This window comes from Streptomyces sp. NPDC101393, assembly GCF_044767385.1.
Classification (GTDB): Bacteria; Actinomycetota; Actinomycetes; order Streptomycetales; family Streptomycetaceae; genus Streptomyces.
Genome location: NZ_JBIWNU010000005.1, coordinates 184,896 through 205,369 on the forward strand (window position 1 = coordinate 184,896; position 20,474 = coordinate 205,369).

Below are 20,474 nucleotides of genomic sequence, written 5' to 3' on the forward strand. Positions count from 1 at the left end.
TCCGGGACTCCTCCACCCCACCCCCCTCCCCTCTTCCTTTTGTCGAACATCTGTACGAAAATGAACGTATGGCCACGCCCCGAAGCCATGCCGAACCACCCACCGCCACACCCCGCACCGACCCGCACACCACCGCACGCGACCTCGACCCGCACACCACCGTCCTGGGCCACGCACTCGCCGCCGCCGAACGCGGCTACGCCGTCCTCCCGTTGACCCGCGCCAAGCTCCCCGCGGTCCGTTCCCCGCACCGCGGGCACCCCGAGGCCCCGCCCTGCCGCGGCGCCTGCGGCCGCATCGGCCACGGCGTGCACGACGCGACCAGCGACCCTCTCGGCGTCCGCCGCCTCTTCGCCGCCGCCCCCTGGGCCACCGGCTACGGCATCGCCTGCGGGCTGCCGCCGCACCACCTCATCGGCATCGACCTGGACGTCAAGAACGGCGCCGACGCACTGACCGCCCTCCGGCTCCTCGCCGGGCAACACCGCTTCCCGCTGCCGCCGACCGTCACGGTCCTCACCCCCAGCGGCGGCCGCCACCTCTGGCTGACCGGCCCGCCGTCCCCACCGGCGCCGCCCGTCCCCAATTCGGTGGGCCGCCTCGCCCCGGGCATCGACATCCGGAGCGCCGGCGGCTATCTGATCGGCCCCGGATCGCTCACCTCCCGCGGCCGCTACACCCTCGCCCCCGGCTCACCGCCCCGGCCCGCCCCCGCACCGCGCGCCCTGCTCGCCCTCCTCACGCCCCCACCGCACACCCCGGCCCGGGGCGCGGCTTCCACCACGTCGCCCCACCCCGCCCCGGCCCTCGTACACTTCGTCCGCACCTCCCCCGTCGGCCAGCGCAACGCCCGGCTCTTCTGGGCAGCCTGCCGCGCGTACGAATCCGGTCTGGGGCAGGAGCTCGCGGCACGGCTCACCGCGGCCGCCCGCCACACCGGCCTGTCGGAACGGGAAGCCCGAGCGACGATCAGTTCGGCAGCCCTACGCGCCACGGCTCCGCGCCGGTGAGGGCGGCCGGGGACGGCGAGGCCGGCGCGGTGCCCGGGACAGCGAGGGTCTGTCGTGTGGATCACCCCGCGAGCCCGGCATGATCCACACGACAGACCCTGGGCCGCCGACCTCGTTCAGCCGGTCTTGCGCGCCTCGATCAGGAAGCGGGTCGTCTGCGCGACAAAGGATCCGCGCTCGCGAATCAAAGCGTCCAACTCCCGCAAACGGTCCCGGTATTGCTCGACGGTGAATCCGGGCACCATCCAGATCACCTTCCGCAGGAAGTAGACGACCGCCCCGACGTCGAAGAACTCGGTGCGCAGCGACTCCGCTCGCAGATCCACCACCTCCAGGCCGGCCGCTTCCGCCTCCCTGCGGGCGTCCTCGGGGTGACGGGCCCGCCGCACCTGCTCCGGCTGCGGTCCGAGGAAGTACTCAACCAGCTCGAACACGCTGGCCGGACCCACCTGTTGGGAGAAGTACCTGCCCCCCGGGCGCAGCACCCGGGCAATCTCCGACCACCACACGGTCACCGGGTGGCGGCTGGTCACGAGGTCGAAGGCGTCGTCGGCGAACGGCAGCGGCGGCTCGTCCGCGTCGGCCACCACGACCGCGCCGCGGGGATGCAGCAGCTGCGTGGCCTTCGCGACGTTCGGCGGCCAGGACTCCGTGGCGACCATCAGCCGCGGCAGCTTCGCCGCCCCGGCGAGCACCTCGCCGCCACCCGTCTGGACATCCAGCGCCGCCGACGCCTCCGCCAGCCGCGCACTCATCGTCCGCTGATACCCCCACGAGGGCCGCTCCTCCGTGGCCCGTCCCTCCAGCCAGGAGAAGTCCCAGCCGTCCACCGATACGGCATCGGCCTCGTCCACCAGATCATCAAAACTTCGCGTCATACCTGCATAATCACGGCAAAACTCACTCCACGCCAACGATTTAGCTCCCCCTCCCCACCCACAGCTCCCCACCCACAGAAGCAGACGACCAGGCCCGGCAGGGAGGGAGGGGAGGGGAAGGGAGAGGGCCGGCAGCGGGGGCTGAGCGCGTGGCGAGGGGCCGGCGGGGATGGGGCTGACGGGGATGGGGCTGACGGGGATGGGCGGCCGAGGACCAAGCCCGGTCGTCCCAGGACCAGGCCCGGTCGGCCGAGGACCAAGCCCGGTCGTCCCAGGACCAAGCCCGGTCGGTCGATTGTCAGTGCCATGCGCTTGACTGGCACTTGACCGGCAGCCGAACGGATAGCTGAGCGGCCGTCACCACACATCGCGCCGCGCAGGCAAGGCCTGGGGAGAGCCCATGACCGATCAGTTCCGCGACTCACCGCACCACCGACGCCAGGCCCCACCACCCGTCCATTTCCTCGAGCCGCTGCACGCCCCCGCCCAGACCGTGATCGACGCACCCTCGCAGTGGTCGGCGCAGGACATCCCGGACCGTGAGAGCTTCGCCTCGCAGCGGCGCCCGCACCGCTCCTCCCTGCCGGCCGCGGCCAAGGAGCCGACGGCCGCATGGCTGGAGTCCATCTTCGGGGCGGGATCGCTCTGGCGGCCCACCGATGACGAGCTCCCCGCGCGCCTGGAGGACAAGGAAGCGCGGAGGTTCCTCACCACCGTCGGCTTCCCGGCCGTGCGCCTCGACTTCGCCTCCGTCGACACCACGGACCTGTTCAAGGAAGGCATGTGGGAGGCGGATCCCGCCGAGCTCTTCGGCGAGCGCTACCCGGATGACGACTCCCCTCCGGAGCGCTACGCCTACCGCATGGGCGAGCAATACGGCAGCTACCTCATGATGATGGGCGACACCGGCAGCATCAGCCTCTACGACCCCAACGGCTGGGACCACGCGGCTGGTTACGACGGATACGCCGCCCGCTCCCTGCCCGAGCTGGCCGGCGCACTGGGGCTGCTGGCGCTCCACGAAGACGCCCTGACCGGCGCCGACTCCCGGGCCGCCCTGCGGGAGTTCCGCACCCTCATCGCCGAGTTCGACGGCGACCCCGAGCCGACCGACCTCTGGGAGAACATCTTCGAGACCCTCGACGAGGAGTACGGAGACCCGGACCGCTAGGCCTCCGTCGCTGCCGGTACTGGTGCTGGTGCTGGTGCTGGTGCCGCTGCTCAGCCCGTCGACGTACCGCCGTCGGCCCGCTCCGTCACCGGGAGCGTGAGCTCAGGACGGTCCCACATCACGACGGGGGGAGCCGCCGCCAGCGTGCCGGTGCGCAGCGCCCCCACACTCCGGTAGAAGCCCTCCGACGGCGGGTGCGAGACGATCCGTACGGCATCGAGCCCGGCGCTCCGTGCCTCGCCCTTCATATGCTCGATGAGCAGCCGACCGATGCCACGCCCCTGGGCCGCGTCCGCGACGAACATCAGATCCAACTCGGCAGATTCCACGACGAGCGCATAAAACCCGAGCACCACACCGCCGCCCGCGCCGCCATCCGCATCGTGGCCGTCCCCACGACCGTCGCCGTAGCCGTAGCCCTCACCCTCACCACCGGCACCGGCACCGGCACCGGCACCGGCACCGGCCTCAACCCCCTCAACCCCCTCAACCGCCACGAAGACTCGGTGCGCCTCGATGTAGTCGGGGCCCACCCGATACCCGTCGACCATCGCCGCGAAGGGCCCCTCGTAGGCACTGGAACCCCGCACCAGCCGCGTGAGCCGCTTGGCATCCCGTGCATGCGCCCGACGGATCACTACCGGCAGCGCCGCCTTGCTCCTCCGCCCCGCCCTGCGGAACGCCTTCGCACCCACTGCCCACCTCCCGCACGCGCCCTCGCGCCCGCTCCCCGTCTTCTTCCCCCCCACCACCGTACTGCCCTGACCAGCACCAACCCCGCCGCCGAGAGCGCGAGGCAAGGGCCGCGGGGTCCAAGCACAAGCAGCCGACCGACCCCCGGGCAGGACACCGGCCGCCGACGAGCGTGCGCCGCATCCCACCACCCGAAGATCACGCCCTACGGCCGACGCACCTCGAACTGGAAGCAGCCGTACTCCACGGCCCGCACATGCACCAGAGCCACCTCCGGGTCGGCAAACGCTTCCCCCAAGGCCCGGTCGAACCCCGCCTTGGCGTCGACGGGGATCTCGAAGAGCCGCCCGCCGACGATGTGGCCCTCGGCGTTGTACCGGCGGAGCGTACGCAGCGCCCCCGGCCGGGCGAAGGGATATCCCTGCGCCGACGGATTTCCCTGACCATCCCGGGTATCCCTGCCGCCCCCGCCGTCCCGGCCTCCCCACGGCTTCTCGCATTCATCGGCGTGCAGGAACACCGGCCCCGCTTCGTCATAGGCCCCGGGCTCCGCACCGGCCGCCGCCGCCCAGCGCCGCAGCGGCGCGTACGAGACGAGCGCGACCCGCTCACCGGCCTCGATGGACCGCAGGCAGCAGCGCAGCGGGCTGCCCACGCAATCGACGGGAATGCCGTCCTCACGCGCGGTATACGGCCGCATTGCCCGCCCGGCGTCATCGACGTCGCGGAGTTCCTTGAGCGCGGCGGGCGGGATGGGGAGAGGTACGTATGCAGTCATGCCCCCCAGCGTCGACGCCCCGCCCCTCCCCCCGCTGGCGGAATTCGGACGCCCAGGTCAACGCGCCCCAGAATTCACGTTTTGACTGCTCTGCTCTGCACTGCACTGCACTGCACGGCTCACCACTGGTCAGCGATGTACTGCACTGCCTCGTCAGGGCTCAGCGGCACCCCGCCGGCACCTTAACTGACTCGTTCGTAGTAGGCCTTGGCAGTCTTCAGGCACTTCGCACGCTGCTTTTCCGTTTTGCCGGACTGCGTATGGCACTGCTGCTTCATATCGAACAGAAAGGCCTTATCGATACGCCGCTCGTGGGTGGAGCCCTTGAACGCCGTCTTGCCAATCAGTGCCTTGTCATTGCGGTATCCGAAGTCGTGTCGTGCACAGGAGAGCTTGAAATTGAATCCACCGGGCTTGTCGGCCAGCCGCGTGCAGTAGTCGGTTGTCCAGATGAATCCGTAGGGATTGTTGCCTGACTTCTGCTGGGCACGCAGCAAGCGCCAGTCGCCGGCACTCCGGGAGGAGGAGCGAGTCATCGGATACAGACGCTTGAGCTTGGCCTTCTTGCTCGGCCCCGCCACTGCGGTACGGCCGTGGTCGGCGGCGTGGGCAGCTTGGGTGGCCTGGACGGCTTGGGTGCTGCGGACGGACGGCGCGCGGTCCGGTGCCGTACCACCCGCGAGGCTCGACGCCAGGGCCGGAGCCGCTGCCGCGACCGTGATGATCCCCGCTCCGGCAACCGAGGCAAAGGTGGCGCGTGATATGCGCATTCGTGCTGCCTTTCGTCGATCTCGTAAGTCGAGCCCGTAAGGGATAAGAGCGTACGAATGGCAGGGGTTTCGCGGTATTGAACCTTGAGACTTGCCCTTTGGTACACCTCCCTCAAGGACGTCGCACGGGGAGGACAATGCCCTTTATGTTGGCCATGGGTCCGCGGTATGACCGACCCGGCTCGCACGGGGTGATACACCGTGGCGCATTTCTAGCTGTGGGGGTTCCTTGAAGGCTCATAAGGCTTCGAAGGCGGCTGCGGTGGCCGCCATGGTGGTCGCTCTGGGCCTCGGCAGCGCCGCTGACGCGTTCGCCTGGCAGACCAAGTGGACGACGAGCGGGAAGACGCAGACGTCCAAGGCCGGCCACGTCTCCAAGGGAAAGCACTTCCTGCACATCGGTATCACCGGCAACGGGAAGACCACGTTCAGTGCAAGGCTCTACAAGAAGGTCAAGGGCAAGGACCCGCTGATCCAGACGCTCAAGGGCAAGGACAACGGCGGGTCGTGGATGGCGAATTACAAGAAGCTCTCGGCCGGCAACTATTACTTCACCTTCAGCTACCCGAAGAAGGGGAAGAAAGCGTTCGGCGGCGTCCAGTAGGGCACCGCACCCGCCCCCTGACCAAGGGCGGGGACGAACGACGACGGGCCCGCCGCACGCCCCCGTGCGGCGGGCCCGTTCGCGCGATGGCCACCGGTCCGGGATCACCGCGGCCGGCATTCCGCCCTGCCCGACCACGACCGGCACTCCACCGGCGCTCACCCAGTCGGTCAGCCAGCCAGTCGGTCAGCCAGTCGGTCAGCCGCCCACGCTCCACCAGGGACGATCAGCCGCTTCGCGACGGGCGAGTCGCCACGTGCCGTCGATCACCCCTGGCCCTTCACAGGCGGTCGACCACAGGCGGCCCCTCACCCGTGGTCCCTCACAGGCGGTGCATCACAGGTGGTCGGTCACGAGCGTTCGATCACGGGCGGTTCTTCAAGGATGGTCAGGCACCGCCTGGGCCGCCCAGTCCACCTCATCCGATGACGACTCCTGCACGGCCATCAGATGCCACCGGCACCCAGCTGACGGACACAGCAGATGGTGGTTCAGCGCGGAGACCATCGCCGCCTGCAACCGCGAGCTCTGACCTATCTTCATCAATATGCGCGAGATATGCGCCTTGACCGTACGCTCAGAAATCCGCAGCCGCCGCGCCAGCTCGCCATTGGACAGACCGCCGCCGAGCAGCAGCAGCACCTGCCGCTCGCGATCGGTCAACTGCGCCAAGTCCACCGGACCTTCGAGCGGACCACCGCCACGCTCCTCGTACGGACAGAGCGCAGCAGGCTTTTCACGCAAGGACACGGTCATCTTTCCCCCTAATCCGAGCCCGGCCCCGGCAACAGCCGTCTGAACGGGCACCACTCAGCGGCCTGCCGCAGGCTCGGTCCCGTGGCCGCGGACCAGGCCCGCGAACAGCCGCAGCTGATCGCACGGGGGCGGCCACTCACCGACCGTTTCCGGCGTGAGCGCGGTCTCCACCACCCGCATACGACTGGGCACGATCCAGAACGGCACTTCGGCCCCCAGCAACCCGCGCTGGGCGGTCGCGGGCCCAAATGCCCCTGGATCACGCCTCGTTCACCCCACCCTGGCATTCCCCCAAACGCTCACACATGAGTACCCGTACCTAGGCTGAGCGCAGCCCGCGAGAGCGCCCTCAGGCATCCTCTGACCTGCACTCTTCTACTCCCGACGCGAGGCCCGCCGCCCCTTCCCCTCATACCGCCAAGTCTCCCAGCGACCACTGACAATCAGCAGCCCGCACGGAAGCGCCGGCCGGCACCCGAAACCCCGCTCCCGACCAGCTCACTTCTCGGCGATCAACGGCGCGATCATCTTCCGCAGATCGCCCTCCGCTTCCGCAGATCGCCCCGGCGAGCGTCCCCAGCGAACGGGCAGCAGTCCGGCCCTTGCCCGTCAATGGCGATGGCGGTGGCGGTGGCGGTGGGGAGGCTCTATTGATGCCGACGAACCGGACGCCGTTGGCCTAGGTATCCATCGCGACAGCGGCGAAGTCGGGCGCCTCGGCCACACATGGACCGCACGTCGAGCCCCCAGACGTCGAGCACGACGGCCTTGCCGTTTCCCACGGCCGACCTCACCAACTCGCCCTGGGCCATGCCCGATCACCCCTCCGCCTCACGCTCCCTTCCAACCCCCTGGACACCCGGACACCCGGGCACTCGGGTGCCCGGGCACCCGGACGCACCGACACACGCCCGCCACCCGCCGCCCGCCGCCCGCCGCCCGCCGCCCGCCGCCCGCGAGGATTCCGGGTGGGGGACCCCCCTCGGACGGAGGGGGTCCCCCACCCCTCCCCAACCGAACCTGAAGAGCGCTTCAGGACTTCAGGCTGTGTTCAGGTTCGGTTCGGCACTGTGGTGAATGTCGGAAGGGCGCGACAGGGGCCCGGCCGACGGAACGAAACCGCGACACAATCCGGAGGAACGCTCCCATGAAGGCCACCGCCAAGCGCACGCTCACCCCCCGCGCCATCGTCCTCGCCACGGCCGCCGCCGTCGCACTGATCGGCAGCACGGGTGCCGCGACCGCCTTCGCGGACGACGACGGCCCGACCCCGCACTCCTCGGTCCAGCTCTCCCAGCACGAGCGCCACCTGGACGACACCGCCAAGGACCGCGCGCAGGTCAAGGCCGACAAGATCAGCCAGTCCGAGGCCACAGCCAAGGCGCTCAAGGCCGTTCCCGGCACCGCCACGTCCGCCGAAGTCGACACCGCGGACCGCAACGGCTCCCTCATCTGGGAGGTCGACGTCCTGGGCAAGGATCACAAGAACCACGACGTCACCATCGACGCCGGCAACGGCAAGGTCCTCAACCAGCACACCGACCGCGACGACGACGCCGCCCAGGACGCCGCCGAGACCCAGGCCCAGGTCAAGGCCGACAAGATCGGCCACGACAAGGCCACCGCCAAGGCGCTCAAGGCCGTCCCCGGCACCGTCGTCTCCTACAGCCTCGACGACAACGACCGCAACGGCTCCACCGTCTGGGAGGTCGACGTCCTCGGCAAGGACCACAAGAACCACGACGTCACCATCGACGCCGCCAACGGCAAGGTCCTCAACCAGCACGTCGACCAGGACGACCAGGACGACAACGACGGCGACAACGACTGACAACGGCACCAGGCCACCTGCCTGAAGCTCCCCCCCCCCCCGCAGCCCGAAGGGGCCGCGCCCGCCACTGTCCGGCGGACGCGGCCCCTTCGCCCGTTCCAGGCCCCGTCCGCGCACTCCCGGAACCCGGACACCGCAGCCGTCCCAACCGCTCCAACCGCTCAACTCCCCACCTCTCGCGCCCAACCGGCGCCAAGGGACATTCGTCGCAACCGCTCACACCTCAACGCCAGGACATCCGCCGCCCGCCTCCTGCCGCCTGCCTCCTGCCTCCCGCCTCCCGCCTCCCGCCGTCGCATTAGTCGTCCGTTAGCGGAACACCAACCCGATCTTGCAAACTGATGATCGTCCGGGAACGAGACGAGAGAACAGAGCACGGGAGTACCCATGAACACCGCCACCAACCGCTTCCGCGGCCGCGCCGGCCGCCGCATCGCCACCGCCATCTTCGCCGCCGCGGCGCTGGGCCTGGGGGCCACCGCCTGCGGACCGGACTCCGGCTCGGCGGGCGCCGCCGGCTCCTCGGACTCGTCGACCGCCTCCGACTCCCAGCCCGCCCCGAGCTCGTCCCAGTCCACGAGCGGCGGCTCCTCCTCGGGCAACTCCGGCGCGCAGGGCCAGAGCGGCGGCAAAACCGCCACGCCGTCGTCCGCTGCCGGCGCCGGCAGCGGATCCGCCTCCGGCGGGGGCGCCGCCAACGCCGGTAACCACCGCACCATCGTCGGCACGCTGGAGTACCTCGCGCCCGGCAAGCTGATCGTCAAGCCCGAGGGCGGCGGCACCGACCAGGCATTCTTCGTCGCCAACGCCACCACGGTCCTCGGCGCGGCCTCGATCTGCTCCGACGACGACAGCGGCAGCGTGTCCATCGGCGATGACGGCTACGGCACCGCCAAGTGCACCGTGGACCAGCTGGAAAAGGCCGCGAAGACCGGCAGCGTGACCGTCCGCGTCACCATGGACACCAAGTCCGGCGCCGCCGAGACGGTCGAGGAGAAGTACCACCCGTAAGCCCCCGCACCCCGCGCCACACGCGCCCGTGGGCCTCTCTCCGCCCCACCCGTAAACGGACTGGCCCACTCACCCACCGGCACCAGCCGGCCACACCGGTCAAGGACTGGGACGCAGTATCCAGCCATTGAGGCCAGTCGCCGACAAAATCGATCTCTGGAGCGAGACGCATCCCAGTGCGCTCCAGGACCCGACGGACCACGACGTCGACAGCTCCGGTGAACCGGGCGGCCGCGCTCCCGCCCTCGTCAGCGGCCAGGGTGTGGTGCAGGTACGAGACCCGTACCCCCTCCGCAAGCCGTCCGCCGAGAACGACCCTCGCCCGCCACGTCAGCCGGCTCGCACTCACCCGCGCCGAGCCGTCGGGGACTTGGTTGAGCGGCGCACCCTCGCCGTGCAGCCACCTGGCCTGGGCCGGGGTCAGTTCGGCGCTGAAGATTGGGTGAGGGGAGCGCTGAGCTCGGCTTCCGCGAGGCGAAATCCAGCGTCAACAGGGTCCACCGGCCGGAGCCCTTCAAGACGCTGGTGCGATGCCCCAGCCCGCACGCCGCCGCGTCCAGCGCGGCGCGGCGGCCGAACGCCCACTCCCAGGCCGTCACTTCGATCAGCGCGTCGGAGATCTCCTGGCCGTACCCGCCGACACTCTGAACCGGCGAGGCCCCAACCGCCCCGGGGATGCCCACGACCATCTCCATACCACCGGCCAGCCGGTGACCGACAACCGTGTCGACCAGGTCGTGCAAGGAGTGACCGGCAGGGAAACCTGCGGCGAACGCGACGAACTCGCCGCATTCGGCAAGGCCTTGAAGCCAGACGAAAGCCGCCGCGGCAGCCGAGCTGTTCAAAGGTGCGGCTTCGCGGTGACGACTGCCGCGATCCTGCACTCTCAGTGCCCCGTGTCCCTCAGGTGCGTTGACGAGCTTGCGCCGAGGGGCTGCTCACAAAGTCCGGCCAGGACGCAGTCGCGATCACAAAAGTTGCAGCAGAGCCCCGTCCGGCCGTAGCGCACAGCCGGGCAGGTCCCTGTTGCCGACCAAGCGAGTTCCCCCACTCGCTCTGTCGTCACGCCGTCAGATACGCGTCCCCAATAAAGGAGTCGGCGACAGAGACGTCCTGCTCACGCAATTCCTCCAGCCGCCTCTCGTACAGCGGCCCCGCTACATGTGCCGCTCGCGCCGGAGAGGGCGCGGCTTGCTCGATGAGGTGTTGAGCAGCAGCCTTGACCGCCGCCGACCAAGCCAGCACGTGCTGTTGAGCGCTACGCCCGCATTCCTGCGGTTCTCCGGGCAGACAGAGCGGCAGAGCCGGGCCGATCTTGTTCGCTGCATGGCGCACATGTCGAGCGATCACGTCCCAGTCCTCCTCTGTCCGCTGGACGGCTTCGGTGTCGCCTTCTTCCAGCCACCAGTCGAAGTCGTCGCCGTGATCAGCCATGTGCGTGCTCCTACGATTCGGTCCAGCGATTCCCGCGGGTGTGCCGATCGTAACCGCGCCCAATACCCCTCCCCGAGGGGCGCCGTGGCCCACCGATGGGACAGGGCGCGCACGGGCAACAGCTCTTGCGAGCGGGCAGTACGGACGTTGCCGACAGCGATGAACCAACCCAGGACGCACGGCCACACACTGCCGTCCGACCGATCGCACATTGCCCCGAAGCGCAGTGTCCGCACAGGTCATCGACGGTGGGGATAGCGCCCTTGCCTGCCCGTCCGAACGCCGGTGTCCGGTCCCCGCCGACGTTCTGCACTCCGAGGGCGGTGAGGTCTTCGGCCGCCTCGCGGACGCGTTGCTGTGCTTGCACCGAGACGGTGGCGCCCCGCAGCGGTATTGCACCCGGCCGGACGGGCACGTGGCGCAGCCGGCCGCCGTCGTCCGCCAGGCTTCTCGATCACGCGGTGAAGAGCACGCAGCGCTGCGTCTTCGCGACGTGCCGGTTCATCTTCGGCCGACACCGTACGAGGCCGAATCGCTCCCTGTACGTGCCCCATCCGTGCCAGACGGAGCGGCCACACGCGGCCAAGAGCGGTCCACCACCGGATCAACGGCGACCAGGAAAAGGAACGGCCCCCGACCCGGTTTCCCCGGTCGGGGGCCGTTCTGCTGCGGAGGCTGTGGGATTTGAACCCACGGTGGCGTTGCCGCCACGACAGTTTTCAAGAGCGTTCCGGCTGTACGGCCTGTCAGTACCCTGACCTGTGCCTATCGATCTGGTGCGGGCCAACCTGTCGCTGCTGGCCCGCACATGGCCCGCACAGGCTGACGGGCGAGTGCGCCCGGCCCCAGAGGGATCTCGGTTTCGTCTGGGGATACGGCTCCAGCCCACTCGTAGGCGCACCGGGCGAGCTGAGACCGGCCCACTCACCTTCCACTCCGGCAGCCTCGGAGCCTCAGCCGTGATCGCGTCATTCTCGTCCACCTCGCCGGGGCCTCACTACCTCACTCCATCCGCGGGTCTCGCAGGTGGTGCATGGCCAGTGCGATCTCTTCCGGATGGCTGCCTAATCGAGCGAGTGCCCACGCGGTGCGTGCATCCATAGGAGGCCCGTATGTGATGACAAGCCTGCGGGCTCGCCAGGTCGTAACAGGTGCCAAGAGCCAGCGGATCTTGGCAAACTTCGGGCGCGGCGCAAGGGGCTCAATGCTCCGGTTCACCCAGGACTGCCTCACTGCTTTCGCCGTCGTCGGTGATCGGTGATTGCGTGAGGGGGCAATCTGGGCGGGGGCACTGCGTGTGGGTGCACGCACGTAGGTTGGCCAGCGCGAATCGCGCAGCGATCAGCGCAGGATCTTCGTGGTCTGGACTTCCATAAAGGAAGCGAGACATAGCGTCCACGGGTTCATGGGCGTTGCGTACGTCGGTAAGCACGCCGAAGGTGAAGTCCCTGCTCAGACGATCTTCGTGGACCGCTTGTGCCCAGGAAACCAGGACGTGGTGCGCCCTCTCGCGCACCTCCGGCTGCTCCAGGGTCGTGTACCAGCCGCTGATGAGGAAGTCGCGAATGTTTGGCGACGCCTGGGCAATGGTGATCAGGGACGTCAACACGCTGTTGGGCCTGGAAGGGTCAGCCAATGCAAGAAAGGCCCGGGGGCCAGCGGGATGGCCGGGGTACTTGACTAGCCAGGACTCGACCGTCTCCACAACATGGGTAAGACCTCGACCGCCGCTTGCGGCGTGCGCCACCAGAGCATCCTCCGCGATCTCGGTGGCGGCATCATCGTGGCCGAGGATATGCCGCAGCCGAACGAGTGCTGTGTGGGGCCAGCGCTGGCCGTAGCTGCCACTGCACACACGGGCCACAGCTTCCCGCTGGTACGGGTTCTTCTTTGGCCTTGTCACCCAGTCCAGCAGCTTCTTGTGGGTATCTCGGCCAAGTTCATCGGTTTGGGCAGCACGTGTGAGGAGTTGAGCGACGATGCGGATCCGCTGAGGGTCGACCAGAGGGCTGGCTGTAGTCCAGTGATCGAGGACGTCGAAGAAGGGCGGGTCCACCTCAGTGCGGGAAAGCTCCAGGAGGCGTTCACCGACCTGTTTAGCCCAGTGCTCGGCTGCCCCACCGGAGGCAGTAATCCGCTCGATCCATTCCCTGGTTGCTTGGCGTTCGTGGGCCCAGTGGTGCCAGTCCGTGCGGATAGCGGAGAGAGCAAGACCCGGCCGACTTTCGAAGGCAGCTTTGTCGTCGGATGTGACGTCCACGCCCACATCGCGCATACGACGCCGGGGGCTGCGCCCTTCACGGAATCGCCGGGAAGCTGGCTCGTCGCGGGGGTCGAACTCGGCGGCCGCCTTGATGCACAATTCGAGGGGTGCGCCCTCGAGGTAGGCAGCGGACAGGAGCATCACCCGGTCCTGGCCGCGAGTACCTGTCTCGGCGAGTGTGCTTTCGAGGAAGTCGGTCCATAGCAGCACCTCTTCCCGGATGGCCCTGATCTCGCGCGCAGCCTGCTGTTGAGCGTCGGCCTCGTTCTGCTTGTCGTTGAGCTGGTCAACGGCCTTGGTGAGGCGTTCAGGCTTCACCCTGTGGAGGCGTTCAGCGATCGCGATTGCGTCGGTGGGACTGACAGTCCGGGTGATCAAGTCAGAAAAGAAACCGGCAGTGGGGTCGGGGGCAGCAGGGCCTCGTAACAGGCTGCGGCTTACCGGCCGGTTCAGCCCCGGCTGTAGCCAATCAGCTTGCACCGGGCTCCCAAGCCGCTCGGCGAGGTGGTTGCGCGCTACCTGAATGGCGTCCGGCCGCACTGCCGGCACTTCGAACCGGCTGTCCCCCCGCCAGTCACGTTGGTTTACCGTGATCACCACACAGGCGCCGGCCCCTTGGAGTTCTTCCGACCAGGCCGTAAGGGCAAGAGCAGCTGATGGGGACAACGCACGGGCCGTCGCATCGATCAAGTAACCATGCCCGGGGATCGGCTCTGGCAGCGTTTCACGTTCTGGGGTTTCGTCGTCGTCCCAGTCCGCGGCGAGATTGTAGAGCTGTGTGGCTTCGAAGCGACCGGCTAGGCAGATCTGCAGCGCGCGGACGGCGGAGATTCGCCGCCCCATTCCGGTCTCCCCGACAATCACAGCGAGGCCGTGTGCGGCGAGAGAGTCGGCGGCGCGCTGAGGGGTCGTAGTGTGAGCCCACAGCGGCTCGGTGGCAGCGGTGACTTCGGTGGGCGATACCGGTGACATCGGTAGCTTCGGGCGGTGCGTGATGGTGATGGGGCCTGTGTTGTGCCCAGCCACTTGGACGGTAGGTCCACTGTTGTTGGAAGCTGATTGCCCTGAGGGCGGGGTAGGTGGAAGCCCTTGCGACATGATCAGGACCTCCCCGTGTTGAGCCCGCCGAAGTTGTCCCTCCCGACTTGGATGACCGGCCCGGTGTTGCCCGTCGCCGTCTGACTTCCGCCGCCGTGTTGATCGTCTGCATTGCGGCTCGCCAGAACAGCCAGATCCCGTTCTGCCCCGGGGAAGTCTTCAACGAGAGTCAGCAGTCGCCGCTGCCAGCGGTCGCGCACCTCCGCTTGGTCGAGACTGTCCAGCTGCGCTTGATCAGCATCCAGCCGACCTAACTGGCGCTCTTCTTCAGCCTCTCCCCCGTGCCGGAAGAGCCGGCCAGCAGTTGATCGCATGGCGGACCAGCTGTCTTTCGCCATCTCTGCCACTAGCGCTGCCGCGGCAGCGCCGGCTACGGCCACCAATTGCGCGTGCTCACTCACTGGCTCTCATTCCTCCCGTTGACCTGCAGGTAATGACGCTTTGTCGCGCTCAATCGACGCAGGATCGCAGGACGACTCTGATGGCGAGGAAACAATGCATCACTCTGGCTGGAAGCCATCGCGCATCCCACCTAGATCGGCAGGAACCATGCGTTTGCACCGGGCGGGTGAAGTGCCCCCCGCACTCCTGCATCCACCGCCACACTCGAACACGTGCGCGTATTGCTGAGGGGTGTGCATGACCCACACGCCGACGTATCGCCGCACGGCCCCTAGGCGACGGGCGACGGGCGACGGGCGACGGGCTGACCTCTAACAAGACGGACTTCCGCAACTGGCCCCTGGGCACAGACTCAAAGCGCCACCCTCGGGAGATGGAGGATTTCGAGTTCGAGTGCTGGCGATGTTGGGAGACCAACGTCATCAAGGGGAGGCCCAAGGGCTTTTGGACGACGACTCACTACGAACTTCCAGGGGAGTGGGACTGCTGGTCGTGCGGCGCCCTCAACGGAACCCCCGATGACTGAGCTGCTGGCTGACTTGCCTTTGTTCAGCGGCGGGCGCTTCGGGCCGCCGAGCTAAACGGCGCGCCCGTGCTCCAGGTAGGCCACGCGCCCTTCGGCCCGTGCTACCACTGCGGCCTCGATTCGTCGAGCAAGCCGCGGGATCGTGCAGCTGGCTACTGCGTCCACGGGGTGGAAGTCGTAGCCTCCGATCTCCTCGGCCTGGAGCTGGATCCGCTCCCGAAGCTCCGGAGGCAACACGCCCCCATCGAACAGGTAGAGCACCTTGTCGCCCTCGGCGGGACTCGGCGCCCAGTCCATGGCGAGCAGGCGGCCGATCTCCGGCGAGATGCCCAGTTCCTCGCGTACCTCTCGTACGCATGCCTGAAGCGGTGACTCGCCGGTCTCGACGTAGCCCCCGGGGATCTCCCGGTAGTCCTTGTACGTCGGCTCAAGCATCATGACCCGACCCTGATCGTCAAAAAACAACGCGCCCGAGGCCATCCTCGGGCGCGCCATCTTCGCCTCGTGCTCGTTGTCGCTCATGCGAACGAGCCTAATCGGATCACACCACGCGCAGCCGGTCGGCCAGATCTGCAATGGGGCGGGTCGGGCGGCCACGGGTGCCGCGAATCCAGCCGAGCACCAGCTCCCGGCTCATGTAGTGGTGCCTGACCTGCTCAGGTGCAAGCTCTTCGGCGTCCAGGACGACGGCCAGTGCATCGTCCGTCCGGTTCCACGCGCTCAGCGCTCGCGCCACCTCCAAGCTGTGCCGTACCCGACGCTCAACCGGTAGGCCACTCGTGTCCACCTGCGGCCCCAGCTCAGCCGCGATCTGGATGTCCCCCAGTTCGCCGGCCGTCGCCACCCGATGGATCTCCACGTTTGTGGGGCCAAAGGCTGTCCACATGTGGTTGCCATTCGCTCCTAGGCGCGTTGCCGCGCTCTCGGCTTCCCGGAGGAACTCCTGCGTGCTCGCGCGGTCCTCCGCTCGGGCGGCTGCCATCGCACCTGTGAGGAAAAGCGTGCCGTAGACGGACAGGTACGCGGGGGTCGGCTCGGCAAGGCCCGACTGCAGAAATCCGGCGGCGTCCCTCACAAGCTGGGCTGCCGTTTCAAAGCGCCCCGTGGACAGCAAGCAATGCGTCACGGACCGGAACAGCGACCCGGTGATCGTGTTGTTTCCGCTCTGCTGTGCCGCGGCCAGCCCACGGTCGGCTGCGATCCACGCCAGTTCGTTCTCACCGAGCTTGCCGAGCACCATGGCCGCACCCTGGTACGTCATGGCGAGCAGGCCGTTCGCTTCGTCGCGTTCGTCCCCGGTGTAGGCACGGACCGCCAGCAGCGCGTCGGCCAGCAGGAGCGGCAACTGCCGCGCCGCGAAGCCATATCGCGATGCTTGGTAGGCGTCCCAGACCTCACCCACGTCGGCCCGCAGCGCTTCCATCGTCGGTGGCTCACCATCCGTTGGCGTCCCGATGAGTGGTGTCAGCAGCCGGTAGTCCATGAGGGCTTCACGAAGCGCCGGGACTGTGCGCCGGCCACTGTCCTTGGACCACTCCAGCAACGTCGGCTCGGCGATGAGGTCGCCGATGGAAACGTCCAGAGCGTGTGCAAGGGTGCGGATTACCGAGAGGCGATCCAGCTCGATGCGGTTGTTCTCCGCTTTCCCGAGCCAGTCGGCGGTGCGGCCGACAAGTCCAGCCAGTACTTCCTGCGACAAGCCTCGGCGATGGCGGTACCAGGCAACGCGCTCGCCGGTCGTTAGGTGCTGCGTCATTCCTCGCATGGCTTCAGCTTCACCTCAGTTCGCAGATGGACCCCGGAAGGATTTTCCGGGGCCTTCGGCGGCCCACGCCATAGCTTCGAGACGTACAGGGTGAGACGCCCTGAGCCAAGAACTAGGGGGCACAGCTGTGGGTTTGACGGAGTCGGAGCGGGATCAAGTCACGACGGCGCTTGAGCAACTCTCTTCGGAGTTGGACGCTATGTCGAGGAGAGCACAGAGACTTCCTGCCGGAGTCACTGGGCATCCTCCCCGCCCTCCAGCTGACGCAGACGATCGTCCAGGCGAGACAGGTGGGAACGGATCGATTCGATCTCCTGCATGATCGCCGTGAATTCAGGGCTCGGCTCGCCCCCCTCTGTGGTCTCCTGCCGGGCACTGACGAAGTAGCCGCGAGTTGAATCAGGCCGGACTACCCCCCGCTGCGTGAGCAACTGCAGCGCCTTGGTCGCCGTACCGGGTGCCACCCCGAAGCGGCTGGCAATCGACCGGACCGCCGGCAGCTTCGCACCGGCCTTCAGCTGGCCTGACTCGATGTCCCTCTGGAGGGCGTCCGCGATCTGCTCATTCACTCGGCGCGAGGAGTCAACGGTGGGCGTCATACAGCGATGCTAGCCGCCTCTTCCATCAGTTCAACCGGCACACCCAGCACAGACTGTTGTACTGGTTGTGTCAGTCGTGCTAGAACAGTCTCAGTGCTGGTCACCCCGTACGGAGTGACTGAAGAAGACCGCACAGCGCTGGCTTGACCTGCTCAAACGCACCCCCAACCGCCCAGACGGCCCCGTGACACGGGTCGAAAGGAAGCGGTCGTTGCTTGAGAACTGAACAACGTGATCCACCACCGCAGCACCGACCGTGACGGCACCGGCCGGAGGTGAGTGGAGACCCGTCGTGTGGCGCCATTACCCCTGGTGATGGCAGTCGGCACGTGCGAAGAACCGTCAGACGCCCAGCACCTGTGGGCGGCCTGGTGCAGTACCAACCAGGCGCTCATTGCTGATGGCAAGTACGGAGGGCCGACACCCCACGACGTAAAAGAACGACGCGGCATCAACCTTTCGTCGCCATGACGTCCGGGAGGGGTCTCCCCGGACCGAGGACGGCCGCGTCCATGCGAGACCTGTGTGGCCTCTGGCGGGGCCACGCGCGCCACCTCGATTGCCGGAGCGCTTCACGCTTCGGTCGGTTGCCTCCTCCGTCCGTTCGGCCCCTTAAAGGGCCGTACGGGCGGGGCTGAGGGGAGCCGGAGGTCCATTCCTGCTTCACCCGTCAACGGCGTGCGGCCCCGGTGTCCTACCACCGGGGCCGCTTCGGGCCGTTCCACTGTGAGGAGACAACGACCCATGAGGACTATCGCTGCACTTCAGGCGGTTGTTACCGCCAACCCGCCCGTCGGTGGCCCGACGGCCGCTGAGCTGGATGCGATCGAGGCGGAGATGCCGGTCATCTCCGCTGAGGTTGAGCTGCTGGACGTACAGATCAGCCTGTTGGACCGGCCGGCCTCGGAGCTGGACGAGCGTCGGCTGCGTCGGGCCCGTCGCCGGGTGCTTGCTGCCCGTCGGGACCTGCTCAACAGCGCCACTGCGCAGACGGGCGGTGCCGCATGATCCGCATCGTCACCCGAACCCATCTCGCTCACCTGACCGAGCAGGCAGACGACGCTCACGCTCGTGTCCGGGAGGTGCAGGGGCTGGCGGATGCCGCCTACGGCTCCCACATCCGGGAGGTGTTCGCGCTCACCGCCCGTGCCGAGGACGCCGAGAAGGGCGCCGAAAACGCCAGCCGGAACTTTCGGCTAATTGCGATCGCGCTGGAGGACACAGCCGCCAAACTGGCCAAGGCCCGCGCCGAGCTGGCCGACATGGCGGAGCGCGTTCAGGAGCTGAGCGCTCCGGCCGAGGGCGCGTTCATGGTGCTGCTGCTCCACTACGGCGAGCCCCACAGCATCCACCCCGACCAGGCCGCCGCCTACGCCTACGCGGCCACCTTGGGGGCCCCGCTGAGCGGTTGGCGCCTGGCGGATGAACGCCCTGCGGCGGCGGTGCCGTGGCGGTGCGTGCCGTTCATCTACGACGCTGGCCGCGACTACTTCCGCAGCGTCACCGCACCCTCCATCGAGCCTTCGGAGGGTGCGGCGTGAACGGTGTTCAAGTGCGTTCAGCAGAGCGCGCCCTGTCGGTCGGTACGTGGTTGATCGTGGCGGGCGCGATGCTCTATTCGATCCTGACGGTGACGCCGCTCATGGCCGCTCACACGCCGGATGAGTGGGACTGGACGGCGCCGATCCTGCCGCTCGTTGTGGACGCCGCGGTTGTGATCGTGGTGCGTCTGGATTCGGTGCTGGCCCGTCTGGGTGGGCACGGTGGCCGGTGGCCCATCGCCCTGCGGTGGATGACCGGCGCCATGACCCTGGCCCTGAACGTCGCTGACTCCGCCCTGAAGAAAGACCTGGTCGGAGTCGCCGTCCACTCTGTGGCGCCGCTGCTGCTGATCGTCACGGCAGAGACCGGACTCGCCTACCGGCGCGCCATCACCCACGCCGTGACCGCGCTGGAAGACAAGCGGCAGGCCGAGCGCGAGCGTCGAGAGGCGGCCGTGCGTGCGCGGGAGGAAGCCGCCCGTCGGGAGCGGAAGGAGGAGCGCGAGCACGCTGCGGCCCTGGCTCGTGAACAGCGTGAGCACGAAGCCCAGCTCACCCGTGAACAGGCCGAACGCGAAGAGCGTCTCCAGCGCGATGAGCGCGACCAGGCAGCCGCCCGGGAGCGGGCGGAGCGGGAGGCTCGTGAACGCGCTGAACAGGTGCGTGAACAGCAGCGGCGCGAGCGTGAACAGCGTGAACGCCAGGACGCCGAACAAGCCGAGCGCGAGCGCCGCGAGCGGGCCGAGGCCCGAGCGCGTGAACAGCGCCAGCGCGAAGAGCAGGCCGAGCGTGAACGCGCTGAACTGCTCGCCGCCGGCCCCGCTAGCGAGAAGCAGCCCGAGGAGCGCGCCCGCCAGACCGTGACCGCGGCCTTCCACGCCGGGCTCCCGGTGCGGACGGCCGCAGAGCTGTGTGGCTGGTCTACGGGGTGGGTCTCCACCCGCTTCCAGGAACTGCGCGACCACCAGCCGGCAGCGCCCCGTGCTCTTGAAGGGGCCGCGTCGTGAGCACGATCCCCGTCTACCGGTGGCGCCTGGCACCGGACGGACTCGCCACCCGCCGCCAACTCCGCGCCCTCGGGCTGCGCCCCGGCGGACAGCCGGTCATCGCTCAGCTGGAGCGGCGCCGCCGCCGTCGAGGTCCGCTGGTCGCCTACCTCTACCGCGTCGACCTCGCCAAGCCCGTCCGACCGATGACGCCCGCCAAATGGCAGGCCGTCGCTGCCGCACTTGCTGCACGCCGGGTGTGCCCTGGCTGTGGCCTGGATCGCGGCTACACCATCCCCACGTCGCTCGGTGTCTGCGTGCCCTGCGCGGACGCCCCCGAACTCGCCGCGTGACCTCA

At 68.4% G+C, this 20,474-nt stretch carries 20 protein-coding genes; 9 read left to right on the forward strand and 11 right to left on the reverse strand.

The window, feature by feature from the left end; all coding sequences use genetic code 11:
• Window positions 1–68: 68 nt before the first annotated feature.
• Complete coding sequence (locus tag ACIRQ7_RS17730) at window positions 69–1,010, forward strand: bifunctional DNA primase/polymerase (protein ID WP_404263378.1); 942 nt, start codon at window positions 69–71, stop codon at window positions 1,008–1,010.
• Between the two features lie 116 nt (window positions 1,011–1,126).
• Here the strand turns inward: ACIRQ7_RS17730 and ACIRQ7_RS17735 are convergent, their stop codons facing one another.
• Window positions 1,127–1,888 carry a class I SAM-dependent methyltransferase gene (locus ACIRQ7_RS17735; protein ID WP_404263379.1) on the reverse strand — a complete coding sequence of 254 codons (762 nt, stop codon included), beginning with the start codon at window positions 1,886–1,888 and terminating at the stop codon, window positions 1,127–1,129.
• A gap of 400 nt (window positions 1,889–2,288) precedes the next feature.
• On the opposite strand from ACIRQ7_RS17735, the gene ACIRQ7_RS17740 reads away from it, so the two are divergent.
• A complete protein-coding gene (locus ACIRQ7_RS17740; protein WP_404263381.1) occupies window positions 2,289–3,059 on the forward strand; it encodes an SUKH-4 family immunity protein in 771 nt (256 codons plus the stop codon).
• A gap of 50 nt (window positions 3,060–3,109) precedes the next feature.
• On the opposite strand, the gene ACIRQ7_RS17745 is transcribed toward ACIRQ7_RS17740, so the two are convergent.
• From ACIRQ7_RS17745 to ACIRQ7_RS17755, 3 genes are all read right to left on the reverse strand, one after another.
• The gene (locus ACIRQ7_RS17745) at window positions 3,110–3,754 is read right to left on the reverse strand and encodes a GNAT family N-acetyltransferase (protein WP_404263383.1); all 645 of its coding nucleotides are present in this window, start codon (window positions 3,752–3,754) and stop codon (window positions 3,110–3,112) included.
• Between the two features lie 203 nt (window positions 3,755–3,957).
• Window positions 3,958–4,530: a DUF1203 domain-containing protein gene (locus ACIRQ7_RS17750; protein WP_404263385.1), complete on the reverse strand. Its 573-nt coding sequence runs from the start codon at window positions 4,528–4,530 to the stop codon at window positions 3,958–3,960.
• 182 nt (window positions 4,531–4,712) lie between these two features.
• A complete protein-coding gene (locus ACIRQ7_RS17755; RefSeq protein WP_404263387.1) occupies window positions 4,713–5,300 on the reverse strand; it encodes a phospholipase A2 in 588 nt (195 codons plus the stop codon).
• Between the two features lie 262 nt (window positions 5,301–5,562).
• Here ACIRQ7_RS17755 and ACIRQ7_RS17760 point away from each other — a divergent pair, with 262 nt between their 5' ends.
• Window positions 5,563–5,904, forward strand: a complete 342-nt coding sequence (locus ACIRQ7_RS17760; protein ID WP_404263389.1) for a hypothetical protein — start codon at window positions 5,563–5,565, stop codon at window positions 5,902–5,904.
• Window positions 5,905–6,282: 378 nt separating this feature from the next.
• On the opposite strand, the gene ACIRQ7_RS17765 is transcribed toward ACIRQ7_RS17760, so the two are convergent.
• Window positions 6,283–6,660, reverse strand: coding sequence for a LuxR C-terminal-related transcriptional regulator (locus ACIRQ7_RS17765; protein WP_401464709.1), 378 nt, complete (start codon window positions 6,658–6,660; stop codon window positions 6,283–6,285).
• A 1,147-nt stretch (window positions 6,661–7,807) separates the two neighbouring features.
• On the opposite strand from ACIRQ7_RS17765, the gene ACIRQ7_RS17770 reads away from it, so the two are divergent.
• Window positions 7,808–8,491, forward strand: coding sequence for a PepSY domain-containing protein (locus ACIRQ7_RS17770; RefSeq protein ID WP_404263390.1), 684 nt, complete (start codon window positions 7,808–7,810; stop codon window positions 8,489–8,491).
• A gap of 387 nt (window positions 8,492–8,878) precedes the next feature.
• Entirely contained in the window at window positions 8,879–9,502 is a 624-nt protein-coding gene (locus ACIRQ7_RS17775) for a hypothetical protein (RefSeq protein ID WP_404263392.1), read from the forward strand.
• Window positions 9,503–10,564: 1,062 nt separating this feature from the next.
• Here the strand turns inward: ACIRQ7_RS17775 and ACIRQ7_RS17780 are convergent.
• The 6 genes from ACIRQ7_RS17780 to ACIRQ7_RS17805 form a co-directional block, all read right to left on the reverse strand.
• Window positions 10,565–10,936, reverse strand: a complete 372-nt coding sequence (locus tag ACIRQ7_RS17780) for a hypothetical protein (protein WP_404263394.1) — start codon at window positions 10,934–10,936, stop codon at window positions 10,565–10,567.
• 1,201 nt (window positions 10,937–12,137) lie between these two features.
• Window positions 12,138–14,042 carry a hypothetical protein gene (locus tag ACIRQ7_RS17785; RefSeq protein ID WP_404263396.1) on the reverse strand — a complete coding sequence of 635 codons (1,905 nt, stop codon included), beginning with the start codon at window positions 14,040–14,042 and terminating at the stop codon, window positions 12,138–12,140.
• A gap of 257 nt (window positions 14,043–14,299) precedes the next feature.
• Window positions 14,300–14,698, reverse strand: coding sequence for a hypothetical protein (locus ACIRQ7_RS17790; protein ID WP_404263398.1), 399 nt, complete (start codon window positions 14,696–14,698; stop codon window positions 14,300–14,302).
• Window positions 14,699–15,276: 578 nt separating this feature from the next.
• A complete protein-coding gene (locus tag ACIRQ7_RS17795; RefSeq protein ID WP_404263400.1) occupies window positions 15,277–15,747 on the reverse strand; it encodes an NUDIX domain-containing protein in 471 nt (156 codons plus the stop codon).
• Between the two features lie 19 nt (window positions 15,748–15,766).
• Entirely contained in the window at window positions 15,767–16,990 is a 1,224-nt protein-coding gene (locus tag ACIRQ7_RS17800; RefSeq protein WP_404263402.1) for a helix-turn-helix domain-containing protein, read from the reverse strand.
• A gap of 233 nt (window positions 16,991–17,223) precedes the next feature.
• On the reverse strand, window positions 17,224–17,589 hold the full coding sequence (locus ACIRQ7_RS17805; protein WP_404263403.1) for a GntR family transcriptional regulator: 366 nt from the start codon (window positions 17,587–17,589) through the stop codon (window positions 17,224–17,226).
• A 744-nt stretch (window positions 17,590–18,333) separates the two neighbouring features.
• On the opposite strand from ACIRQ7_RS17805, the gene ACIRQ7_RS17810 reads away from it, so the two are divergent.
• Genes ACIRQ7_RS17810 through ACIRQ7_RS17825 form a run of 4 tightly spaced genes read left to right on the forward strand, consistent with a single transcriptional unit; the run spans window position 18,334 to window position 20,469 of the window.
• Complete coding sequence (locus tag ACIRQ7_RS17810) at window positions 18,334–18,597, forward strand: DUF6284 family protein (RefSeq protein WP_404263405.1); 264 nt, start codon at window positions 18,334–18,336, stop codon at window positions 18,595–18,597.
• Complete coding sequence (locus ACIRQ7_RS17815; protein ID WP_404263407.1) at window positions 18,594–19,130, forward strand: hypothetical protein; 537 nt, start codon at window positions 18,594–18,596, stop codon at window positions 19,128–19,130. Before ACIRQ7_RS17810 ends, ACIRQ7_RS17815 begins: the two co-directional genes overlap by 4 nt.
• Window positions 19,127–20,137, forward strand: coding sequence for a DUF2637 domain-containing protein (locus ACIRQ7_RS17820; RefSeq protein WP_404263409.1), 1,011 nt, complete (start codon window positions 19,127–19,129; stop codon window positions 20,135–20,137). The genes ACIRQ7_RS17815 and ACIRQ7_RS17820 overlap by 4 nt, the downstream gene beginning before the upstream one ends.
• Window positions 20,134–20,469 carry an RRQRL motif-containing zinc-binding protein gene (locus tag ACIRQ7_RS17825; protein ID WP_404263410.1) on the forward strand — a complete coding sequence of 112 codons (336 nt, stop codon included), beginning with the start codon at window positions 20,134–20,136 and terminating at the stop codon, window positions 20,467–20,469. Before ACIRQ7_RS17820 ends, ACIRQ7_RS17825 begins: the two co-directional genes overlap by 4 nt.
• The last annotated feature ends 5 nt before the right edge of the window (window positions 20,470–20,474 follow it).